The sequence below is a fragment of the Pelomicrobium sp. P1 genome (assembly GCF_052805615.1).
The window spans coordinates 32,935-52,201 of record NZ_JBRBEM010000011.1; the positions used below are offsets into that span (position 1 = coordinate 32,935).

At 63.8% G+C, this 19,267-nt stretch carries 22 protein-coding genes; all 22 read left to right on the plus strand.

The features are described from left to right. Positions 1 to 4: 4 nt before the first annotated feature. The 22 genes from ACUVYZ_RS11655 to nikR all read left to right on the plus strand — a co-directional run bounded on the left by ACUVYZ_RS11655 (position 5) and on the right by nikR (position 19,229). A complete protein-coding gene (locus ACUVYZ_RS11655) occupies positions 5 to 1,600 on the plus strand; it encodes a nickel-dependent hydrogenase large subunit (RefSeq protein WP_439934625.1) in 1,596 nt (531 codons plus the stop codon). 105 nt (positions 1,601 to 1,705) lie between these two features. Then, positions 1,706 to 2,293: an OmpW/AlkL family protein gene (locus ACUVYZ_RS11660; protein WP_147799275.1), complete on the plus strand. Its 588-nt coding sequence runs from the start codon at positions 1,706 to 1,708 to the stop codon at positions 2,291 to 2,293. 322 nt (positions 2,294 to 2,615) lie between these two features. Next, complete coding sequence (locus ACUVYZ_RS11665) at positions 2,616 to 2,930, plus strand: hypothetical protein (RefSeq protein WP_333841062.1); 315 nt, start codon at positions 2,616 to 2,618, stop codon at positions 2,928 to 2,930. Between the two features lie 52 nt (positions 2,931 to 2,982). Beyond that, positions 2,983 to 3,297 carry a hypothetical protein gene (locus ACUVYZ_RS11670; RefSeq protein ID WP_439934626.1) on the plus strand — a complete coding sequence of 105 codons (315 nt, stop codon included), beginning with the start codon at positions 2,983 to 2,985 and terminating at the stop codon, positions 3,295 to 3,297. Positions 3,298 to 3,460: 163 nt separating this feature from the next. Continuing rightward, on the plus strand, positions 3,461 to 3,934 hold the full coding sequence (locus ACUVYZ_RS11675; protein WP_439934627.1) for a hydrogenase maturation protease: 474 nt from the start codon (positions 3,461 to 3,463) through the stop codon (positions 3,932 to 3,934). A gap of 79 nt (positions 3,935 to 4,013) precedes the next feature. Beyond that, positions 4,014 to 4,283 (plus strand): hypothetical protein, encoded by a 270-nt coding sequence (locus ACUVYZ_RS11680; protein WP_439934628.1) that lies wholly within the window; start codon positions 4,014 to 4,016, stop codon positions 4,281 to 4,283. Between the two features lie 98 nt (positions 4,284 to 4,381). Next, positions 4,382 to 5,395, plus strand: a complete 1,014-nt coding sequence (locus tag ACUVYZ_RS11685; RefSeq protein ID WP_147799279.1) for a hypothetical protein — start codon at positions 4,382 to 4,384, stop codon at positions 5,393 to 5,395. A gap of 29 nt (positions 5,396 to 5,424) precedes the next feature. Continuing rightward, positions 5,425 to 5,655, plus strand: coding sequence for a hypothetical protein (locus ACUVYZ_RS11690; protein ID WP_147799280.1), 231 nt, complete (start codon positions 5,425 to 5,427; stop codon positions 5,653 to 5,655). Between the two features lie 24 nt (positions 5,656 to 5,679). Next, complete coding sequence (locus ACUVYZ_RS11695) at positions 5,680 to 5,895, plus strand: hypothetical protein (RefSeq protein WP_333841066.1); 216 nt, start codon at positions 5,680 to 5,682, stop codon at positions 5,893 to 5,895. A 12-nt stretch (positions 5,896 to 5,907) separates the two neighbouring features. Next, positions 5,908 to 6,813: a NifU family protein gene (locus ACUVYZ_RS11700; RefSeq protein ID WP_446033064.1), complete on the plus strand. Its 906-nt coding sequence runs from the start codon at positions 5,908 to 5,910 to the stop codon at positions 6,811 to 6,813. A gap of 2 nt (positions 6,814 to 6,815) precedes the next feature. After that, positions 6,816 to 8,030 (plus strand): NHL repeat-containing protein, encoded by a 1,215-nt coding sequence (locus ACUVYZ_RS11705; protein WP_439934630.1) that lies wholly within the window; start codon positions 6,816 to 6,818, stop codon positions 8,028 to 8,030. Beyond that, positions 8,027 to 10,429, plus strand: a complete 2,403-nt coding sequence (gene hypF / locus ACUVYZ_RS11710) for a carbamoyltransferase HypF (protein ID WP_439934631.1) — start codon at positions 8,027 to 8,029, stop codon at positions 10,427 to 10,429. The genes ACUVYZ_RS11705 and hypF overlap by 4 nt, the downstream gene beginning before the upstream one ends. Positions 10,430 to 10,444: 15 nt before the next feature. Beyond that, entirely contained in the window at positions 10,445 to 10,720 is a 276-nt protein-coding gene (locus ACUVYZ_RS11715; protein ID WP_439934632.1) for a HypC/HybG/HupF family hydrogenase formation chaperone, read from the plus strand. A 53-nt stretch (positions 10,721 to 10,773) separates the two neighbouring features. Beyond that, the gene (locus ACUVYZ_RS11720) at positions 10,774 to 11,463 is read left to right on the plus strand and encodes a D-sedoheptulose-7-phosphate isomerase (protein WP_439934633.1); all 690 of its coding nucleotides are present in this window, start codon (positions 10,774 to 10,776) and stop codon (positions 11,461 to 11,463) included. Beyond that, positions 11,460 to 12,629: a hydrogenase formation protein HypD gene (gene hypD / locus ACUVYZ_RS11725; protein WP_439934634.1), complete on the plus strand. Its 1,170-nt coding sequence runs from the start codon at positions 11,460 to 11,462 to the stop codon at positions 12,627 to 12,629. Before ACUVYZ_RS11720 ends, hypD begins: the two co-directional genes overlap by 4 nt. Then, positions 12,626 to 13,714 carry a hydrogenase expression/formation protein HypE gene (hypE, locus tag ACUVYZ_RS11730; RefSeq protein ID WP_439934635.1) on the plus strand — a complete coding sequence of 363 codons (1,089 nt, stop codon included), beginning with the start codon at positions 12,626 to 12,628 and terminating at the stop codon, positions 13,712 to 13,714. Before hypD ends, hypE begins: the two co-directional genes overlap by 4 nt. 16 nt (positions 13,715 to 13,730) lie before the next feature. Further along, positions 13,731 to 14,069 carry a hydrogenase maturation nickel metallochaperone HypA/HybF gene (locus tag ACUVYZ_RS11735; RefSeq protein ID WP_439934636.1) on the plus strand — a complete coding sequence of 113 codons (339 nt, stop codon included), beginning with the start codon at positions 13,731 to 13,733 and terminating at the stop codon, positions 14,067 to 14,069. After that, on the plus strand, positions 14,060 to 15,034 hold the full coding sequence (gene hypB / locus ACUVYZ_RS11740; RefSeq protein ID WP_439934637.1) for a hydrogenase nickel incorporation protein HypB: 975 nt from the start codon (positions 14,060 to 14,062) through the stop codon (positions 15,032 to 15,034). Before ACUVYZ_RS11735 ends, hypB begins: the two co-directional genes overlap by 10 nt. A gap of 10 nt (positions 15,035 to 15,044) precedes the next feature. Next, positions 15,045 to 16,169, plus strand: coding sequence for a sigma-54 interaction domain-containing protein (locus ACUVYZ_RS11745; protein ID WP_439934638.1), 1,125 nt, complete (start codon positions 15,045 to 15,047; stop codon positions 16,167 to 16,169). Then, positions 16,141 to 17,175 (plus strand): NADH-quinone oxidoreductase subunit B family protein, encoded by a 1,035-nt coding sequence (locus ACUVYZ_RS11750; protein WP_439934639.1) that lies wholly within the window; start codon positions 16,141 to 16,143, stop codon positions 17,173 to 17,175. The genes ACUVYZ_RS11745 and ACUVYZ_RS11750 overlap by 29 nt, the downstream gene beginning before the upstream one ends. Before the next feature lie 79 nt (positions 17,176 to 17,254). Next, entirely contained in the window at positions 17,255 to 18,703 is a 1,449-nt protein-coding gene (locus ACUVYZ_RS11755; protein ID WP_147799291.1) for a nickel-dependent hydrogenase large subunit, read from the plus strand. A gap of 73 nt (positions 18,704 to 18,776) precedes the next feature. Continuing rightward, the gene (gene nikR / locus ACUVYZ_RS11760) at positions 18,777 to 19,229 is read left to right on the plus strand and encodes a nickel-responsive transcriptional regulator NikR (RefSeq protein WP_439934640.1); all 453 of its coding nucleotides are present in this window, start codon (positions 18,777 to 18,779) and stop codon (positions 19,227 to 19,229) included. The last annotated feature ends 38 nt before the right edge of the window (positions 19,230 to 19,267 follow it).

A 19,267-nucleotide genomic window follows, 5' to 3' on the forward strand; every position in this document is an offset into this window, starting at 1 on the left:
AATCATGGCAGTACAAACGCTGGACATCTCGCCGGTCGGGCGCGTTGAGGGCGATTTGGACGTTCGGGTGGACATCGACAACGGGGTAGTCGTCAATGCCTGGACCCAGGCGGAATTGTTTCGCGGATTCGAGATCATTCTGCGTGACAAGGACCCGCAAGCCGGACTGGTGGTGACGCCGCGGGCCTGCGGCATCTGCGGCGCCTCGCACTTGACCTGCGCCGCCTGGGCCCTGGACACGGCCTGGCAGACCGAGGTTCCGCGCAACGCCATTCTGGCGCGCAACTTGGGGCAGATCGTCGAGAGCTTGCAGAGCAACCCCCGCTACTTTTACGGTCTGTATGCGATCGACCTGACCAACAAGAAGTACCGCAACAGCAAGTTCTACGAAGAGGCCGTCAAACGCTTTGCGCCCTTCACGGGCCGATCCTACGAGATCGGGGTCACCATTTCGGGTAAGCCCGTGGAGATCTATGCGCTGCTCGGCGGGCAGTGGCCCCACTCGAGTTACATGGTGCCGGGCGGCGTCATGTGCGCCCCGACCTTGGCCGATATCACCCGCGCCTGGTCGATCCTCGAGTATTTCAAGAATAACTGGCTCGAGCCGGTCTGGCTCGGCTGTTCGTTGGAGCGTTACGAAGAGATCAAGACCTACGAGGACTTCCTGGCATGGCTGGACGAGAGCCCGGCGCACGCCAATTCGGACCTGGGATTCTACTGGCGCATGGGACTTGATATCGGGCTGGACAAGTACGGCGGCGGCGTGGGCAAGTACGTCTCCTGGGGTTATCTGCCGCACGAGGACAAGTACCAGAAGCCGACGATCGAAGGTCGCAATGCGGCGGTCATCATGAAGAGCGGTGTCTACGACAGCAAGACCGACCGGCACGTGCTGATGACCCAGGATAAGGTTCGTGAAAATACCGTTCACGCCTGGTACGAAGAGGGCTCGACCGATGTCCATCCGTTCGACCGGGTCACTCGCCCGATCCAGAAGAACAACACCGACTTCTCTGGCAAATACACCTGGGATACCGCGGTACTGCATTCCGAATTCGGTCGCCTGGAGGCTGGACCGTTCGCCCGTCAGTTGATCGCGGGCGGCAAGCACGGCGAATCTTGGCAACATTACGATGGGCTCATCCTGGACATGTTCAAGAAGATGGGTGGGCCGAGTCTCCATCTGAGGCAGATCGCCCGCATGCACGAGACGGTCAAGCTCTATCGCCAGGCCGAGCGCTGCCTGCGGGAATTCCGCTTGAACGAACCCTGGTACATCAAGCCCAAAGAGAAGGATGGGCGTGGTTGGGGGGCGACCGAGGCGATTCGGGGCGCGCTATGCCACTGGATTGAAATCAAGGACGGCAAAATCAAGAACTACCAGATCATCGCTCCGACGACCTGGAACGTGGGCCCGCGGGACGCTCAAGGCAACCGGGGGCCGATCGAGGAGGCGTTGATCGGCGCACCGATTGCCGATCCCACTGACCCCGTCGAAGTGGGACATGTGGCCCGGTCTTTCGACTCCTGCCTCGTGTGCACCGTGCACGCCCACGATGCCAAGACGGGCAAGGAGCTCGCCCGTTTCCGTACGGCCTGAGCCGGGTTGCCGTAGCCAAATCAATCCTTCGCTTTCGCCCTCCCGCCTGCGGCGGGCGGGAGGGTGTTGGCGCAAGAAATCAGACCAACTCAGGAGGAGAATCTCATGAACAAGCGATGGAGCTTGAGCATTGTGGCTGCTTTGCTGGCGGCTTCGACGACTTCCGCCGATGCGGGGGCTGGGGATTGGTTGGGTCGTGTCCGGCTGCTCTCCATCAACCCGGATGTGGACTCATCCCTGCCTGGTCTGGATGTGAGCTCGGAAGTCGCTCCAGAAGTGGATGTCAGCTACTTTTTGACCAACCATCTGGCGCTGGAGCTGGTCGCAACCGATAGGAAATTCAACGTAAGCCTGAACGGCGCTCCCCTGGGCTCGGTCAAGGTGCTGCCGCCCACGCTCCTGCTGCAGTACCACTTTACGCCCGGACAGCCGTTCAGCCCTTATGTGGGGGCCGGTATCAACTATACTCGCTTTCACGACGTGAACCTTGCTTCGCCGCTGTCCCTGGATAAGGAGAGCTGGGGAGCGGCGTTGCAGGTGGGGTTCGATGTCGCGTTGAATGAGCGCTTTTCTTTCAACCTCGACTTAAAGAAGGTTTTCATCAAGACCGATGTCAATTCGGCAGGGGCGCCACTCACCGACTTGAAAATCGACCCGTGGATCATCGGGGCCGGGGTGGGGATGAAGTTTTAGCCGTCGTGCTCATGCTTCCGAGAGGGCCTTACATCACTTTGCGACAAGAGGAAGCGCTGATCAGCCCTCTCCTCTCGCCCCTTTTCCAGGGAGCAGGGGACTTTGCCTCTGAGCGTATGCAGTCGTCCCCCTCTCCAGACGAGGGCTTGGGGAGAGGGGGAGCGCCGACGAGGCGAGTTCGGGCATTCGGTGATGAAATCCTCGGCAGGGTGCGGCAAGGATTGATGGACAGCGTCTTGGCTCGACAGCATCGGGGTCCTGCGACAGAAGAAGGATCTAGGGGGTTGTCATGGCCGGCGCCGAACAGAAGGGAATGCGGTAGATGCGACGCGACGAGGAAGACCAACTGCGTGCCAAGATCGCGCGGATGCTGGCTGATGGGCTGGAGACCCAAACAGAGCCTTTTCCCGAAAATGACCGGCAGTTCGGGGAGTTGCTGGCAGCGCTGCGTGAGCTTCCCGCAGATGACCTGAAAGGCAAGCTGGTGCTGGCAGGATTTGTAGATCATCCTTACGGCGAGGACAAGATGCGCTGCCAGGAGTGCATGTACTACCTGGTCCATCGGAAATGGTGCGATCTGCCGGAGCTTAATCTGCCGGTGGAGCCGGATTGGTGGTGCCGCTTATGGCGGATCTGATCGCAGCGCCGGCCCCGAATCTCTGGGGACGATGAGGTTTAGGAGGGAAACGATGGTTGAGGAAGCCTTGCGGCGCGAGCTGGAGCATCTCCTTCAACAAGGGCTCGAGACGGAATGGCGGGAGCGCGCTTATACCAGCGAGGAGGTCAACCGTATCGTGGCGCGGCTTCAGGCGATCCGGCCTGACGATTATGTCTCCAAGCTCAAGGTCGCCGGTTTTACCAGCCAGCCTTATGGTGCTGGCGGAGAGATTGAACAAGCCTGCGAGACCTGTATGTATTTCGTCATTCATCGGCAGTTCTGCGAGCTGCCGGAACTGCAAATCCCGGTGAAGCCGAAGTGGTCGTGCCGGCTGTGGCGCATCTAAAGACGGCACCGGGCGCCCAGGCTCCCGGGGTGCGGCTGCCGCCAGGGCGTCGTGGGCTTTCCACCGGGCCTGATGCCGCGCCCTGCGACCGCCCAGAGAAACGCTTGATCGCCTTGGACGGTGGAGCGGGTCCCCCGCTGTTTCGGTGAAGAGGGGGTAAAGCATGCTCACGATCATCGGTTGTGGCAATCCGGTTCGCAGCGACGACGGCGTGGGTGTGTTCGTCGCCCGGTCGTTGCAGGCCTATCTGGTCGAGCGGCCACGTGACCATGTGCGCGTGTTCGACGCCGGGACCGGCGGAATGGAGGTGATGTTCCAGGCCCGGGGCACGCGCAAACTCGTCATCGTCGATGCAGCCAGGACCGGATCCGAGGCCGGCGCCATCTTCCAGGTGCCAGGAAGCGAGCTGGCTTCCGATCACGAGCCTGGATACACCTTGCACGATTTCCGCTGGGACCATGCGCTGGCCGCAGGAAAGCGGCTCTTTCGCGAAGACTTCCCGACCGATGTGACCGTGTACCTGATCGAGGCGGCTCGCCTCGATTTTGGCCTGGAACTGAGCGAGCCGGTGCGCCTGTCGGCGCAGAAGGTGATCGCTGACCTTGAGCAGATGATCGATGAATACGCGGAAGCCTGATCCCGCCGGCCTTGTTGAAGCTGATCGGCCGCAGAGGGCCGTTTCCATCTGTCGGGGCAGCCTCTATTTGCCGCGGGAGATGTACGACCTTTACTTTGCCGGCGCTCAGACGGTCGCGCTCGTCGCCCGGGAAGACAAGATCCTGGTCATCCCCTTGGTGCACGGGTCTGCCGGGGGATTGCTGGTCAAGACGCGCAATGCCCGGGGAGACCGGGTGGTTCACGCTCAGGAGTTTTTCCGGGAAAACGGTTTTGCTGAAGATTTTCAACAGCATGTCGTCCTTGCCCAGTGGAGCCCCGAGGCGGCCGCCCTGGTCCTGTCCAACTTGGCGAAATCTCAGGGAGTGTAAATTTAATTTACAAGTTGAAAAATCTATTGACAGTTTTTCGGTTTCCTTCTAAAGTACGACTAAAAAATAAGTTGATCGCACGACCTTAGGAGGAGCCCATGGCGCAGACCCTGGCGGCGTCCCAATTCAAGGCCGCCATTCAGGCGGCGGAGTCGGCGGCGGGGACGCCGGAGGAGAAGGCCGAAATGCTCATGGAAATTGCCATGGGCATGCAGATGCGGCCGAAAACCCCGGATCAGTTGCAGCACGCCGTCGCGCTCTACGAGCGCGCGCTCGATCTCTGTCCCGCTGAGGCGGTCTTGCTCAGGGCCCGGCTGCGCGCCCGCATGGGCACGGCCTTACAGGCATTGCCCGATGGCGGTGTCGACGCGCTCCATCGGGCCCGGGCGTGCTATGAAGAGGCGATCCCCGTCCTCAAGGAGAAGGGGCGGCCGGAAGAGGTTGCGGAAGCGGAAATGAACCTGGGGCTGGTGCTGCAGTCGCTCTCCAGCGCCGGCGCGGCCCGCATCCAAGAGGCGATCCGGTGCTATCACGCAGCCTTGAAAGTCTTCACCCGCGACGCGTACCCCCAGGAATACGCCATTCTCCACAATAACTTGGCGATTGCCTATTTGTCGATTCCGCTGTCCGACGAGCGCGGCAAAATGCGCGAGGCGCTGGCCGTTCAGTCGTTCGAAGAGGTCCTCAAGGTCATCAACCTGGTCGATCATCCGACCGAATACGCAATGGTTCAGAACAACCTCGGCAACGCGCTGCAATATGCCGCCTCCGGCCATCCGCTGGAAAACAACTTGCGCGCGCTTGCCGCCTACGATGAGGCGCTCAAGGTCCGCAACGCCCGCGACACGCCTCTGGAATATGCCAACACCATATCAAACAAAGCCAACGTGCTCAGAAATCTTCCAGATGAGCTTGAAAACCCTGGTTCCGGGCGTCGTGCCAATCTTCTCCGGGCGCGGGAACTCTATGAGGAGGCGCGGCGCATTTTTTTAAGCCTGAATCAGGTTGGAAGCGCAGCCGTCGTGGAAGAGGCACTGGCGGAGATCGAGCAGGAGCTTGCCGATCAGTCGGCCCGTCGCGGCAATGGCGATGGGCGGGCGAGTCGGCTTTGATGGTGTCTTTGTCGTGAGGAAAACACTGAATGGAGGGAATCTTGAATCAATTGGCAACCGGACAGCTCGGCGTTCTCACGATCGCGATTTGGACTTTTTTGGCTTTCCTGCTGGCGATGGGCGGCGGGGCGGTGGCGGGTATGAGGCTCGCTGGAAAAGATCTGGGCAATGAGCTGGCGGCCCTGATGGGAGCCATGTTCGGCCCGACCGGCGCGGTGCCCGGAATTCTGCTGGCTTTGATCATCCTCGCGCTGGTCTGAGGCTGAGGGGGAACCATGTGGGATATGTTTCTTAATTCGCTCAAGCTGTTTTTCAAGGGCAAGCTGTTCCGGGACCCGCGCGCAGTGTTCAGGAAGTGGCTTATCGGTTTTTTGGCATCCCTGATCGCTGTCATCGTCCTGGCAAAAGCGGGATTGCCGATCGGGTGGACGGTGGTGATCGCCGCCCTGGGAACCGGCTTGCTGCAGCCCTATCTGTTCAAGGATCTCAAGTACAACTGAGTTTCCTCCTCTATGAACGGCCCCTCGACTGATCAGGCAGGCCTCCAGAGCGGCGGCGATTCCGCGGCCGATTTGGAACGGCTGGTTCAGGCGATCACCCGTCTCGAAGCGATCATCGCCGACTGGGACGAGGGGCAGCGGCTGACCGTGCAGGCGCTCAAATCGGCGATCGAGGACCTGCATAAGGAAGCCCTGAAACGCCTGATTCGCGCGCTGAAGGGTGAGCCGGCGGCGCTTGCTCGCATGCGGGAGGCCGTCAGCGACCAAGTGGTCTATGGGGTGCTGCGTTTCCACGGACTCGTCAAGGAGCCCCTGGAGACGCGGGTTCAGAGAGCGCTGGACGAAGTGCGCCCGTTCTTGCAGTCCCACGGCGGCGACGTGGAGCTGGTGGCAGTCAAGCCCCCCGACACGGTGGAAATCCGTCTGATCGGGTCGTGCCAGGGCTGTCCCGCTTCAAGCCAGACGCTGACCGAAGGCGTCGAAAGGGCGATCCGCGTCCACTGCCCGGAGATTCTCCATATCCAACAGGCAAGCAAGGGTGCTGCGGATACCCAAAACAAAGGCGTGGCCACGGTGCACTTTATCAGCCCCTTCGCGCTGCACGCGGGCTCCGGCTGGGTGGATGCTGCCCGGCTCGACGACATCCCGGAAGGCGGCGTGACCGAGTGCAAGATCAAAGGGCGCTCCGTGTTGCTCAGCAAACGCGGCGACCACGTGAGCTGCTTCGACAATAGCTGCGCCCACCTCGGGATGCCTTTGGAGATGGGAGAGGTCCGCGATGGCATCATCACGTGCCCTTATCACGGCTTTCAGTACTTGTTGGAGACGGGCGAATGCCTGACGGCCCCCGAGGTCCAGTTACGGGTGCATGCCGTCCGGGTGCTCGGCGATCGGGTCCAGGTGCGGTTGGAAGAGTAGCGATGGCGACGTCTTTACGGGTGAGGTGGACTCCGGCCTTGAAGCGCGAGATGGTCGGCGGAACGTCTGCTGTGCCCGTGCTGGACCGCGGCGGACCCTTCGCGTGCATCGGCGCCGCCCGCAGCGGCGAGGGCCTGGCGCTCCCCGTGAAGCCGGAGGCCGCCTCGCTCTTTGGACCTCGGGGAGCCTGCCTTGCAGGGGTTGAGGGACCGCTGTGGGTCAGCGACACTGGCCATCATCGACTGCTCGGTTGGGCGCGGCTGCCGTCTCAGGACGGGACGCCGGCAGACTGGGTCATTGGGCAGCCCGATTTCGCGCACGAGGGACGTAACGCGAAAGGACCGGCGGGCCCGGCAACGCTGAATGTGCCCACCGGCATCGCGCTCTGCGGCGACGGGCTGGCGGTCGCCGACGCCTGGAACCACCGGGTGCTGATCTGGAAAACCCTTCCCCGGGACCACAACGTTCCGGCGGACCGGGTGCTCGGGCAGAAAGACTTTGAGTCGGTCGAGCCCAACGGCGGCAAGGACGATCCATCCGCCGGCAGTCTATTCTGGCCCTACGGCGTGCACTGGGATGGCGCCCGGTTATGGGTCGCCGACACCGGCAACCGGCGTGTGCTCATGTGGAACGGTCTGCCGGAGGTGAACGGCCAACCGGCGGATCTGGTGTTGGGGCAGCGTGATTTCGTCAGCCGCGACGAGAACGGCGGGGGAGCGCCCACGGCCGCCAGCATGCGCTGGCCCCACGGCATCGTCGTGTGGCAGGGCCGGCTCTGCGTGGCCGACGCAGGCAATAACCGCATCATGGTGTGGGACGCGATTCCGGGCGAGAACTGGACACCCTGCGATGTGGTGCTGGGGCAGCGCGATTTTCACCAAGTGGACCATAACCAATCCCTCTACTGGCCCAGCGCTGCCAGCCTCAACATGCCCTACGGCGTGGATGCCGCTGGAGGCTGGCTCCTTGTCGCGGATACCGCCAACTCCCGTCTGCTCGCGTGGCGGGCGGAAGATTGCCGCACCGGGGCGGAGGCCAGGGCGCTCACGGGGCAGCCGGATTTCCACGCCAAGGGAGATAACCGCTGGCAGCTTCCCGCGCGGGACAGCCTGTGCTGGCCCTATGGAATCATGCACCGCGATGGACTGGTCGTGGTCAGCGATTCGGGCAACAACCGCGTGCTGCTCTGGCGGCTCTCGGAGGAGCTGGCTTCATGAACGATGTCGCCGATATGCAGACCACCCAGGAGGCGGCCGAGCGCATCCGGGTGCAGGGCCTGGTTCAAGGCGTGGGGTTCCGGCCCACCGTGTGGCGGCTCGCCCGCCGCTACGGCCTGCGCGGCTCGGTGGCGAACGACGGGCAGGGCGTGAGCATCCATGTGTGCGGTCCCGTCGCGGCCCTCGATCGGTTCGCTGCAGCCTTGCTTCGCGAAGCTCCGCCGCTTGCCCGCATCGATCGCATCGAGCGCGAGCCGACCGCAGTTCTTCCCCAGCACCCGGATTTTCGCATTCTTGGCAGCCATGCGACCAGCATTCGCACCGGCGTCGTGCCCGACGCGGCAGCCTGTCCCGAATGCGTCCAGGAGGTATTCGATCCCTTCGCGCGGCGCTACCGTTATCCTTTCACCAATTGCACCCGCTGCGGCCCGCGTTTGTCCATCATCGAGGCCATCCCTTACGACCGCGCCACGACCACGATGCGGGCGTTCGCCATGTGCCCGCAGTGCAGCGCTGAGTACGCCGACCCCGCGGATCGCCGCTTCCACGCGCAGCCGATCGCCTGCCATGCCTGCGGGCCCCGTGCCTGGTTGGAGCGCGCCGATGGGGCGCCGGTGGCGGTCGAAGCGTTCACCATGCTGGACGACGTGGACGCTGTCTGTACGCTGCTCCAGCGCGGGCATATCGTCGCGATCAAAGGGCTGGGAGGGTTCCAGCTCGCGTGCGACGCCTGCAATGAAGCGGCCGTCGCCCGCCTGCGCCGGCTCAAACGGCGCAGCCGCAAGCCTTTCGCCCTCATGGCGCGGGATGTGGAGACGGTGCGCCGTTACTGTGCGGTGACCGAGGGCGAAGAAGCGCTGCTGCGCAGCCCGGCCGGCCCGATCGTCGTTCTGGATGCGACCGGACCGGAGCGGGTGGCGGAAAGCGTGGCGCCCGGCGTGAAGACCCTGGGCTTTATGTTGCCCAACACGCCGCTGCACCACTTGATGCTGCGGCGGATGAACCGGCCTATCGTGCTGACCAGCGGCAACCGCTCGGACGAGCCCCAGTGCATCGACAATGCCGAGGCCCGCGCCCGCCTGGGCGGCATCGCCGAGTATTTCCTGATGCATAACCGGGACGTCGCCCGGCGCGTGGACGATTCCGTGGTGCGCGAGATGGCCGGTGCACCGCGCGTCCTGCGGCGGGGACGGGGTTACGCGCCGGCCCCTCTGTCCCTCGCGCCTGGTTTTTCCGCCGCTCCGGCGGTGCTCGCCATGGGCGGCGAGCTGAAAAACACGTTTTGCCTGTTGCGTGACGGACGGGCCATCGTGTCGCACCACATGGGCGATCTGGAAGATGCGCTGACCTACGCGGATTACCGCAGCTGCGTCGAACAGTATTTGAAGCTGTTCGAGCACGAACCACGGATCGTCGCGGTGGATTGCCATCCCGAGTATCTATCGCGCAAGTGGGGGCAAGAGCTCTCGGCGCGCTGGGGCGCGAGCCTGCTGGAAGTGCAGCATCATCACGCCCATATCGCCGCCTGTCTGGCGGAAAACGCCTTCCCGCTGGAGGGGGGACCGGTGATCGGTGTGGCGCTGGACGGGATGGGCTTCGGCACGGACGGCACCCTATGGGGCGGGGAGTTCCTGCTCGCTGATTACCGCGTGTGCAAGCGGCTGGGCACCTTCAAGCCGGTGGCGATGCCGGGTGGGGAGCAGGCGGTGTACGAGCCGTGGCGCAACACCTACGCGCACCTGATGGCCGAGATGGGCTGGGCCCGGTTCGCGATGAACTACGCTGAACTCGACCTTTACCGCTTCTTGGAAGCCAAGCCTCGCCGCCTGCTGGATCGGATGATCAGCCGCGGAATCAACAGCCCGCTCGCCAGCTCGTGCGGGCGGCTGTTCGACGCCGTCGCGGCGGCGGCAGGCGTGTGTCGGGAGCGGGTCACGTACGAAGGGGAGGCGGCGGTGGCGCTCGAAGCCCTGGTGGACGAGCGCACGCTGAAGGAGGAGGACGAACTCCTCGCCTATCCGTTCGCGATTCCGAGGCTCAAGTCCGCCCATCTCCCTTACGTGGAGCCGCTGGCCATGTGGCAGGCGTTGCTCGGGGATCTGCTTTTGGGCACGCCGGTCCCGGTCATTGCGGCTCGCTTCCACAAGGGGCTGGCCATGGTCATCGCGCGCATGGTCGACACGCTCAGCCGGGAGGCCGGCGGCGACCAGCCTGTCAGGACGGTTGCCTTGTCGGGCGGCGTCTTCCAGAACCGCGTCCTGCTGGAGCAGGTGACGGCGCGGCTCAAGGCCATCGGCTTTGAGGTACTGACCCACCGGCATGTGCCTCCGAACGATGGCGGGCTGGCGCTGGGACAGGCTGCTGTCGCCGCGGCAAGATCGCTGACCAATAGCCAATAGGGCAAGGAGGAAAGGATGTGCTTGGGAATCCCGGGGCAGATCGTGGAAGTGACCGATCCCGACAAAAAGCTCGCCATCGTCGATGTGGGAGGCGTCAGGCGAACGGTCAACATCGCTTGCATCGTCGATGAGGCCCATCCCGCTGCGGCATGCGTCGGCGACTGGGTCCTGGTGCACGTCGGTTTCGCCATGAGCCGCATCGACGAAGAAGAGGCCGCGCGCACGCTGGAGCTTCTGACCCAACTGGGCGAAGTGCAGGCCGAAATCCAGGCCATGCAAGCCACGGCGTAGCGGCCCGGCGCTCTGAAATAGTCGCCGCTGACCCCCCTTGAGCCGCTTGACCCATGCCAGAACGCGACGCATTGCAAACGCTTTACCCGTTCCTGCACGGCGATCGACAGAATCCGGACGCGCTGAACCAGGCGCTGCTCGAGTCGGTGCGGCAAAAGGCCCGGCACAGCTACGAGGTGAAGCGCGCCTTCTTTGAAGAGAACGCGCAGCAGGTCGTTCAGGTCGCCCACGCTATCGCCGATGTGTATCGCCGTCATGGGCGCCTTTACAGCATGGGTAACGGCGGTTCCAGTTGCGACGCCGCCCACATCGCGGTGGAGTTTTTGCATCCCATCACCGCCGGGCGCCCTGCGTTGACGGCGGTGAACCTGGTAGCCGATACGGCGATGATGACGGCGGTGGGCAATGACGTGGGTTACAAGCACATCTTCGTTCGCCAGATCGTCGCCTTGGGGCGCGCCGGCGACGGTCTGATCGGGGTCTCGACGAGCGGCAACTCGGAAAACCTGCTCGCGGCTTTCGCCAAGGCCAAGGAAATGGGAATGGTGACCATTGGGCTGTCGGGCATGGACGGCGGCAAGATGGCCGTAAGCCCCGATGTGGATTACTGCCTGACGGTGCGTACCGACAGCATTCATCGCATCCAGGAAACCCACGTGGCGATTTATCACATTTTGTGGGATCTCGTGCACACGCTGCTCGCTGACGACCGCGGCGGTCTTGCGGCAAGGAATGAACCATGAAATATGTCGATGAGTTCCGCGACCCGGAAAAGGCGCGCACGCTGGCCAAAGAGATCCGGGACCTGGTCGGGCGGATCGAGCGGGCGCGCCGGCGTCCCCTGCAGATCATGGAGGTGTGCGGCGGCCACACCCATTCGATTTTCCGCTACGGCATCCAGCAGATGCTTCCGGTCGAAGTGGAGTTCGTGCACGGTCCCGGCTGCCCTGTATGCGTGCTGCCGATGGGGAGGGTGGACGACTGCGTGGCGCTGGCGGAGCGCCCGGAGGTTATCTTCACCACCTTCGGCGATGCCATGCGAGTGCCCGGGTCGAAGAAGAGCCTGTTGCAGGCAAAAGCCGACGGCGCAGACGTGCGCATGGTGTATTCGCCCCTCGACGCGCTCAAGCTGGCGCGAGAAAATCCCGGGCGGGAGGTCGTCTTTTTCGGCCTCGGGTTTGAAACCACCATGCCCAGCACGGCCATGACGGTGCTGCAGGCCAAGGCCGAGGGGCTGCGCAACTTCTCGCTGTTCTGCAACCATATCACCATCATTCCCACCATCAAGGCGATTCTCGATTCACCGGACATGCACCTGGACGGGTTCCTGGGCCCGGGTCACGTGAGTATGGTGATCGGCACCCGCCCGTACCAGTTTATCGCCAGGCATTACGGGAAACCGATCACCATTGCCGGGTTCGAGCCGCTGGACGTGCTTCAGGCCGTCTGGATGGTGCTCAGGCAGATCGCCGAGGGCCGCTGCGAGGTGGAAAACCAATATGGCCGGGTTGTGCCCGAGGAGGGTAACGCCCAAGCTCTGGCCGCCATCCATGAGGTGTTCGAGCTGCGGGAGTTTTTCGAATGGCGTGGCCTGGGCTCCATCGATCACTCCGGCGTGCGTATTCGAGACGCCTACGCTGAGTTCGACGCCGAGCGCAAGTTTTCCGTGCCCAACGTGAGAATCGCCGACCCCAAATCGTGCCAGTGCGGGGAGGTGCTCAAGGGTGTGATCAAGCCCCACGAATGCAAGGTGTTCGGGACGGCCTGTACCCCGGAAACACCGCTCGGCGCTCTGATGGTCTCGTCCGAGGGCGCCTGCGCGGCCTATTACAGCTATGGGCGGATCGAGCTAGGTTCGAAACACGGCCGGCTGCAACATGGCGGGCCTCAGCGAAGGATCAACCCATGAGCGATCGGGCTGAAGCCGCCGTCCGGGTGATCGAAGGGAGCTTGCGCAAGCGCGGCCGGCTGCGCGATTCGCACATCACGCTCGCCCACGGCAGCGGCGGCAAGGCGATGCGGGATCTCATCGAAGACGTGTTCGTCGGGTCGTTCGATAACCCGGCGCTCGCCGCCCTGGAAGACCAGGCGGTGGTTGCGCTTTCGGAACTCGCTTCCCACGGCGATCGTCTCGCCTTCACCACCGACACCTTCGTCGTCAATCCTTTGTTTTTTCCCGGCGGCGACATCGGCACGCTGGCGGTGGCGGGCACGGTCAACGATCTCGCGGTGAGCGGGGCAAAGCCGCTGTTTCTGTCCTGCGGAATCGTCATGGAGGAGGGGCTACCGGTGGAGGCGCTGCGCCGCGTCGTGGCGAGCATGAAGCGCACCGCAGAACAGGCGGGCGTTTACATTGTCACCGGTGACACCAAGGTGGTGGAACGAGGCGCGGCGGACAAGCTCTTCATCAACACGGCCGGGATCGGCGTCGTTCCGGAAGGGATATCGATTTCCGCACGCAACGCCCGCCCGGGCGACGCGGTCATCGTGAGCGGCTACCTGGGGGATCATGGCACGGCAATCCTGGTCGCCCGCAACGAGCTGGCGCTTGAAACCCAGATTGCAAGCGACTGCCAACCGCTCAACGGACTGGTGGAGACCATGTTGAGGGCATGTCCCGATCTCCACTGCCTGCGCGACGCGACCCGGGGCGGCGTGGCGACCGTGCTGAACGAGTTCGCGCAGAGCTCCGGGGTCACGATCCGCGTTCGGGAGGCAGCGCTGCCGCTGCGCCAGGAGGTGAAGGGCGCGTGCGAGATTCTGGGCCTCGACCCGCTTTATCTGGCGAATGAGGGAAAGCTGGTGGCCGTGGTGCCGGCTGAAGCGGCGCAGCGCGTGCTGGCGGCCATGCGCGCCCACCCAGCGGGCGAGCATGCAGCGGTGATCGGAGAAGTGACCGGCGAACAGGCGGGCGTCGTGGTTCTGCAGACCGTGTTCGGCGGCGAGCGCATCGTTGACATGCTGGTGGGCGAACAACTGCCGAGAATCTGCTAGCGAGGAGACGCAAGACGTGCATGAGCTCGGCATTACCCGCAGCATCGTCGCGATCGTGAGCGAACAGGCCCGGGGCGCGAAGGTTCTGCGCGTGACCTTGGAAATCGGCAAGCTGTCGGCCGTGATGCCCGATGCAGTGCGGTTTTGTTTCGATGTGTGCGCAAGGGGCACGCCGGCCGAGGGCGCAGAACTGGAAATCATCGAGGTGCCGGGGCGGGCCATTTGCCGGGGCTGTGGCGGTGAGATGGCGCTTGCCGAACCCTACGGCCGTTGTCCGTGTGGCAGCTCGAGCCTCGAGCTGATTGCCGGAGAGGAGCTGAAAATCAAAGAGATGGAGGTGGCGGAATGTGCATGACCTGCGGCTGTTCAGACACAGAGACAATCACTCTGACGGATCCGGCAACGGGAAAGACGATCACGCTGAGCAAGGCGGAGCATGACCGCGCCCATGCCCTGGGGATCGCGCACGATCACAGTCATGCGCATATCCGCGAGCATTCGCAGGGGCGCGGGCACACGCATGATCGCGATGCCTTTCGCGGCCACGGACACGATCATCCCGACGATCATGCCCATGACCACGTCCATGAACATGCTCACGGGCCCGTGCCGGCCGGTGCAGCGATCGGGGGCCAGGCCAAAGGGCACACCCGCACCATGGCGCTTGAGGAGGAAGTCCTTGCGAAGAATCGGTTGCTCGCCGAACGCAATCGGGGATGGCTCGCGGGGCGCGGCGTGGTGGCACTGAACCTCATGAGCTCCCCGGGTGCTGGAAAGACCACGTTGCTGGAGCGCACCATCCGCGATCTCAAGGAAGAGCTGCAGATCCATGTAATCGAAGGCGACCAGGCGACAATCAACGATGCAGAGCGTATCCGAGCCACGGGATGCAAGGTGATTCAGATCAACACCGGAACCGGCTGCCACCTGGACGCCGAAATGCTGGCGCGGGGTCTGCGCGAACTCGATCCGCCGTTCGGCTCGGTGGTGATGATCGAAAACGTGGGCAACCTGGTGTGTCCGGCGCTGTTTGATTTGGGCGAGCAGGCCAAAGTGGTCATTCTGTCGGTGACCGAGGGCGAGGACAAGCCGATCAAATACCCCCACATGTTCAAGGCGAGTGAGCTCATGGTCATCAACAAGATCGATCTCCTGCCTTATCTTCAATTCGATATCGAACGCTGCATCGCCTTTGCCCGGGAGGTCAATCCTGCGATCCGGGTGTTGCGCGTGTCGGCTCAGACAGGAGAGGGCATGGACGCCTGGTACGGCTGGCTGCGAAGTCAGCGTCACGAGAGGCCGCACGCGGGGGTTGCATAAGGCGCGAAGCATGGAGGCGATCGTTACAGCGCGCGGCCCGCAGGTCGATCCCCGGCGCAGGGAAGGGCTGGTGGCGGAGCGGTCGACCGTGCGCCTGGTCGATGAGGAGGCGCGTTCCCACCAGGCTGAAGGCGAGGTTCTAAACCGCCTGGGCGACTTGGACCGCCTGGTACGGGCCCCGGACAGTCCCTTGAACGCCGTGTGCGAGCTGGCGGAGGCGGTTGCCCCGTACGACATCTCCGTCCTGATCACCGGCGAATCCGGCACGGGCAAGGAGTTGCTGGCCCGCGCCATCCATGACCGTTCCCTCCGGGCGAGCCGTGCCTTCGTGGTGGAAAACTGCGGCGCGGTGCCGGATCCGCTCCTGGAAAGCGAGCTCTTCGGTCATCGGCGCGGGGCCTTCACCGGCGCCTACGAGGATCATGTGGGGTTGTTCCAGCAGGCCGACGGTGGCACCCTATTGCTCGACGAGATCGGTGAAACCTCACCCGCGTTTCAGGTGAAGCTGCTGCGCGTGCTGCAAAACGGGGAGATCCGGCCGGTGGGCTCCAGCCGTACGCTGCGCGTGAATGTGAGGGTGATCGCCGCCACCAACCGAAACCTCCAGGAGGAGGTGCGGCGGGGCCGTTTTCGAGAAGACCTTTACTACCGTCTAGCCATGGTCACCCTCCATGTGCCTGCGTTGCGGGAGCGCCCGATGGACATTCCGCTCATCGCGAACCATATCCTGGCGCGGGCCATGGCGGCGCTGGGCAAGCCCGTGGAAGGGTTTACCGAAGAGGCCCTGGCGTTGCTCAAAGCCTATCGCTGGCCGGGTAACGTACGCCAGCTTGAAAACGAGATTGTGCGCATGCTGGCCTTGGCCAGAGGCCCCCGCCTTGGCGCCGAGCTGCTTTCGCCCCAGGTGTTTCACGCCGCAGAGGAAGAGGCCGACGAAGCGGCCTTCACCACCCTGTCACGGCTGGACGGAACGCTCAAGGAGCGGATGGAAATCCTGGAAGCCCGCATGCTGAAGGAAACCCTCATCCGCCACCGCTGGAACAAGACCCAAGCCGCCCGAGAGCTGGGACTCTCCAGGGCGGGCCTGCGCAGTAAGCTTGCCCGTTATGGAATGGAAAAAAATGATCGGCCCTAAACCGGAAGGCATCAACGTTCTCTGGCTGCAGTCGGGCGGCTGCGGAGGCTGCACCATGTCGCTGCTGTGCGCCGATTCGTGCAACCTCTTCGAGATGCTGAGCTCGGCGGGCGTACGCTTCTTGTGGCACCCTTCCTTGTCCGAGGAGACGGGAGTTGAAGTGACCAGAGTCATGGAGCGCTGCCTGTCAGGTCAGGTGACGCTCGACGCGCTGTGCGTGGAGGGGTCGCTGCTTCGGGGCCCGAACGGCACCGGGCGCTTTCATCTCTTTGCTGGTACTGGCCGCCCTATGATCCACTGGGTCCGGGAGCTGGCGAGCGTGGCCCGCTATACGGTCGCGGTCGGGACTTGCGCCGCCTACGGTGGGGTCACGGCGGCCGGCGGCAATCCGACGGACGCCTGCGGGCTCCAGTACGAGGGCGACGAGCCCGGCGGGCTGCTCGGTGTGGAATATCGTTCCCGATCAGGGCTGCCGGTCATCAACGTCGCGGGCTGCCCGACGCACCCCAACTGGGTCGTTGAGACCCTCATGTGCCTGGCCTTCGGCCTTTTTTCCGAGCGCGATATGGACGCGCTGGGGCGGCCGCGTTTCTACGCCGATCATCTCGTTCACCATGGCTGCACGCGCAACGAGTATTACGAATTCAAGGCCAGCGCGGAGAAGCCCTCGGACCTGGGCTGCATGATGGAGAACATGGGCTGCAAGGGTACCCAGGCCCACGCCGACTGCAACATTCGCCTGTGGAACGGCGAGGGCTCATGTACCCGAGGCGGTTATGCCTGCATCAGTTGCACCGAGCCCGGCTTTGAGGAGCCGGGTCATCCCTTTGCCCAGACGCCCAAGATCGCCGGCATTCCCGTGGGATTGCCCACGGATATGCCCAAGGCGTGGTTCGTGGCGCTGGCGTCGCTGTCGAAATCGGCCACGCCCAGGCGGGTGCGGGAGAATGCAGTGTCCGACCACCAGGTGATTACGCCTGCGATTCGCAAAACCCGCCTCCGATGAAGCGGAGGATGGCCGGTGTGGTATCCTCATCTCTCTTTGAGGAGGGCAGAAAAGACCTTGCCGGGAAGAGGATACTCCCATGAGCCGGCTAGTCGTTGGCCCTTTTAACCGCGTGGAGGGCGACCTCGAAGTCACCCTCGAGGTCGCGGCAGGCCGAGTCCGTTCGGCCCGGGTGAATTCCCCCCTATACCGCGGCTTCGAACAGATCCTGCGCGGCAAAGACCCCATGGACGCGCTCGTGTTTGCGCCGCGTATCTGCGGCATCTGCTCGGTGTCCCAGTCGGTCGCGGCGGCCTCAGCTCTGGCAAACCTCATGAAGCTCGAGCCGCCAGAGAATGGCCGGCTGGCGACCAACCTCATCCTGGCTGCGGAGAACCTGGCCGATCATTTCACCCATTTCTACCTTTTCTTCATGCCGGATTTTGCCAGGGACGTCTACCGCCATCGGCCCTGGTTTACCGCCGTCCAGGCGCGCTTCAAGGCCATCGAGGGCTCGGCCGCCGGCGACGCCTTGCCGGCCCGGGCGAAGCTGCTCTCGCTCATGGGGTCCATGGCCGGCAAGTGGCCTCATACGCTTTCCATCCAGCCGGGGGGCTCCGCTCGTCCCGTGGAGGGAGGGGAAAAGATACGGCTTTACAGCATCCTGAGGGAGTTCCGGAGGTCTCTGGAGAAAACGCTGTTTGGCGATGCCCTGGAAGCGGTGGCAGGCCTGGAGAGCGCCCGGGACCTGGAAGGCTGGATGGCAGCCCGGGCGCCGGACGCGAGCGATTTCCGTCTGTTCCTGGAGATCGCTCAGGACCTGGCGCTGGAAAAACTGGGACGCGCGACCGACCGGTTTCTGAGCTATGGGACCTATTCCCAGGGGGATGGATTCATGTTCCGCCGTGGCGTATGGGATGGCGAGTTCAAGCCTTTGGATGTCGACGCCATTACCGAGGACATCAGCCACAGCTGGATGGCGGGACCGGCCAAGCCCCAACCTCCTGCGCATGGGGTCACGCAGCCTTTGGCCGAGAAACCGCAGGCCTACTCCTGGTGCAAGGCGCCGCGCCTGAACGGCGACGTGGCGGAGACGGGGGCGCTCGCCCGCCAAGTGGTGAACGGGCACCCCCTCATCCGGGACCTCGTGGCGCAAAGCGGCGGTAACGTGCGCAATCGGGTCATCGCCCGGCTGCTGGAGCTGGCGCTGGTGGTTCCCGCCATGGAGTCCTGGGTACGGGCCTTGGAGCCGGGTGCACCCTTCTGCCACCACGCGCCGGTGCCGGAAGAGGGGTGCGGGGTCGGGCTCACCGAATCCGCGCGCGGCAGCCTCGGCCATTGGCTGGAGGTCCGGCGAGGCCGCATCCATAATTATCAAATCATTTCACCGACCACCTGGAACTTCTCACCCCGCGACGCGCAGGGCGTGCCCGGCCCCCTGGAGCAGGCCCTGGTGGGCGCGCCGGTGCAGGAAGGGGAAACGGTGCCCGTCGCCGTCCAGCACGTGGTGCGCTCCTTCGACCCTTGCATGGTATGCACCGTGCATTAGGAGGTGAAACGGCGGGCTGCCGGGGGGGTGGAGAGCGAGTCGCGGCTTAAGTTTAGCGATTACAGCCCAGGAGATGGAACGCTTCACGATTTCGCTCGATGAGCGCCTTGCCCGGGAATTCGACGAGTTCATCCGGGTGCGCGGCTACCAGAACCGCTCCGAGGCGATCAGGGATCTGCTGCGCCGGCACCTGGAAGAGCAGCGCCTGCGCTCCGGGGATGCACCTTTCTGCACTGCCAGCCTGTCGTATATCTACAACCATCACGAGCGGGAGCTCGCCGAGCGCCTGACCCACAAGCAGCACGCTCACCACGACTTGTGCGTGTCGACGATGCACGTGCACCTGGATCACGAGCATTGCCTGGAGACCGTGGTTCTGCGCGGCCCGACCGCGGCGGTGAGGCAGTTCGCGGAGAGCGTGATGGCGGAGCGCGGCGTGCGCCATGGCAGCCTCAACCTCGTTCCCGTGGACCTGGAGGCGGCGGACGCCGCCCATCAACATCTCCACACTCGCCCCAAGACTTAGCAGTCCGGCGATGAAGGCCCGGCACAAACAGGAGCGAT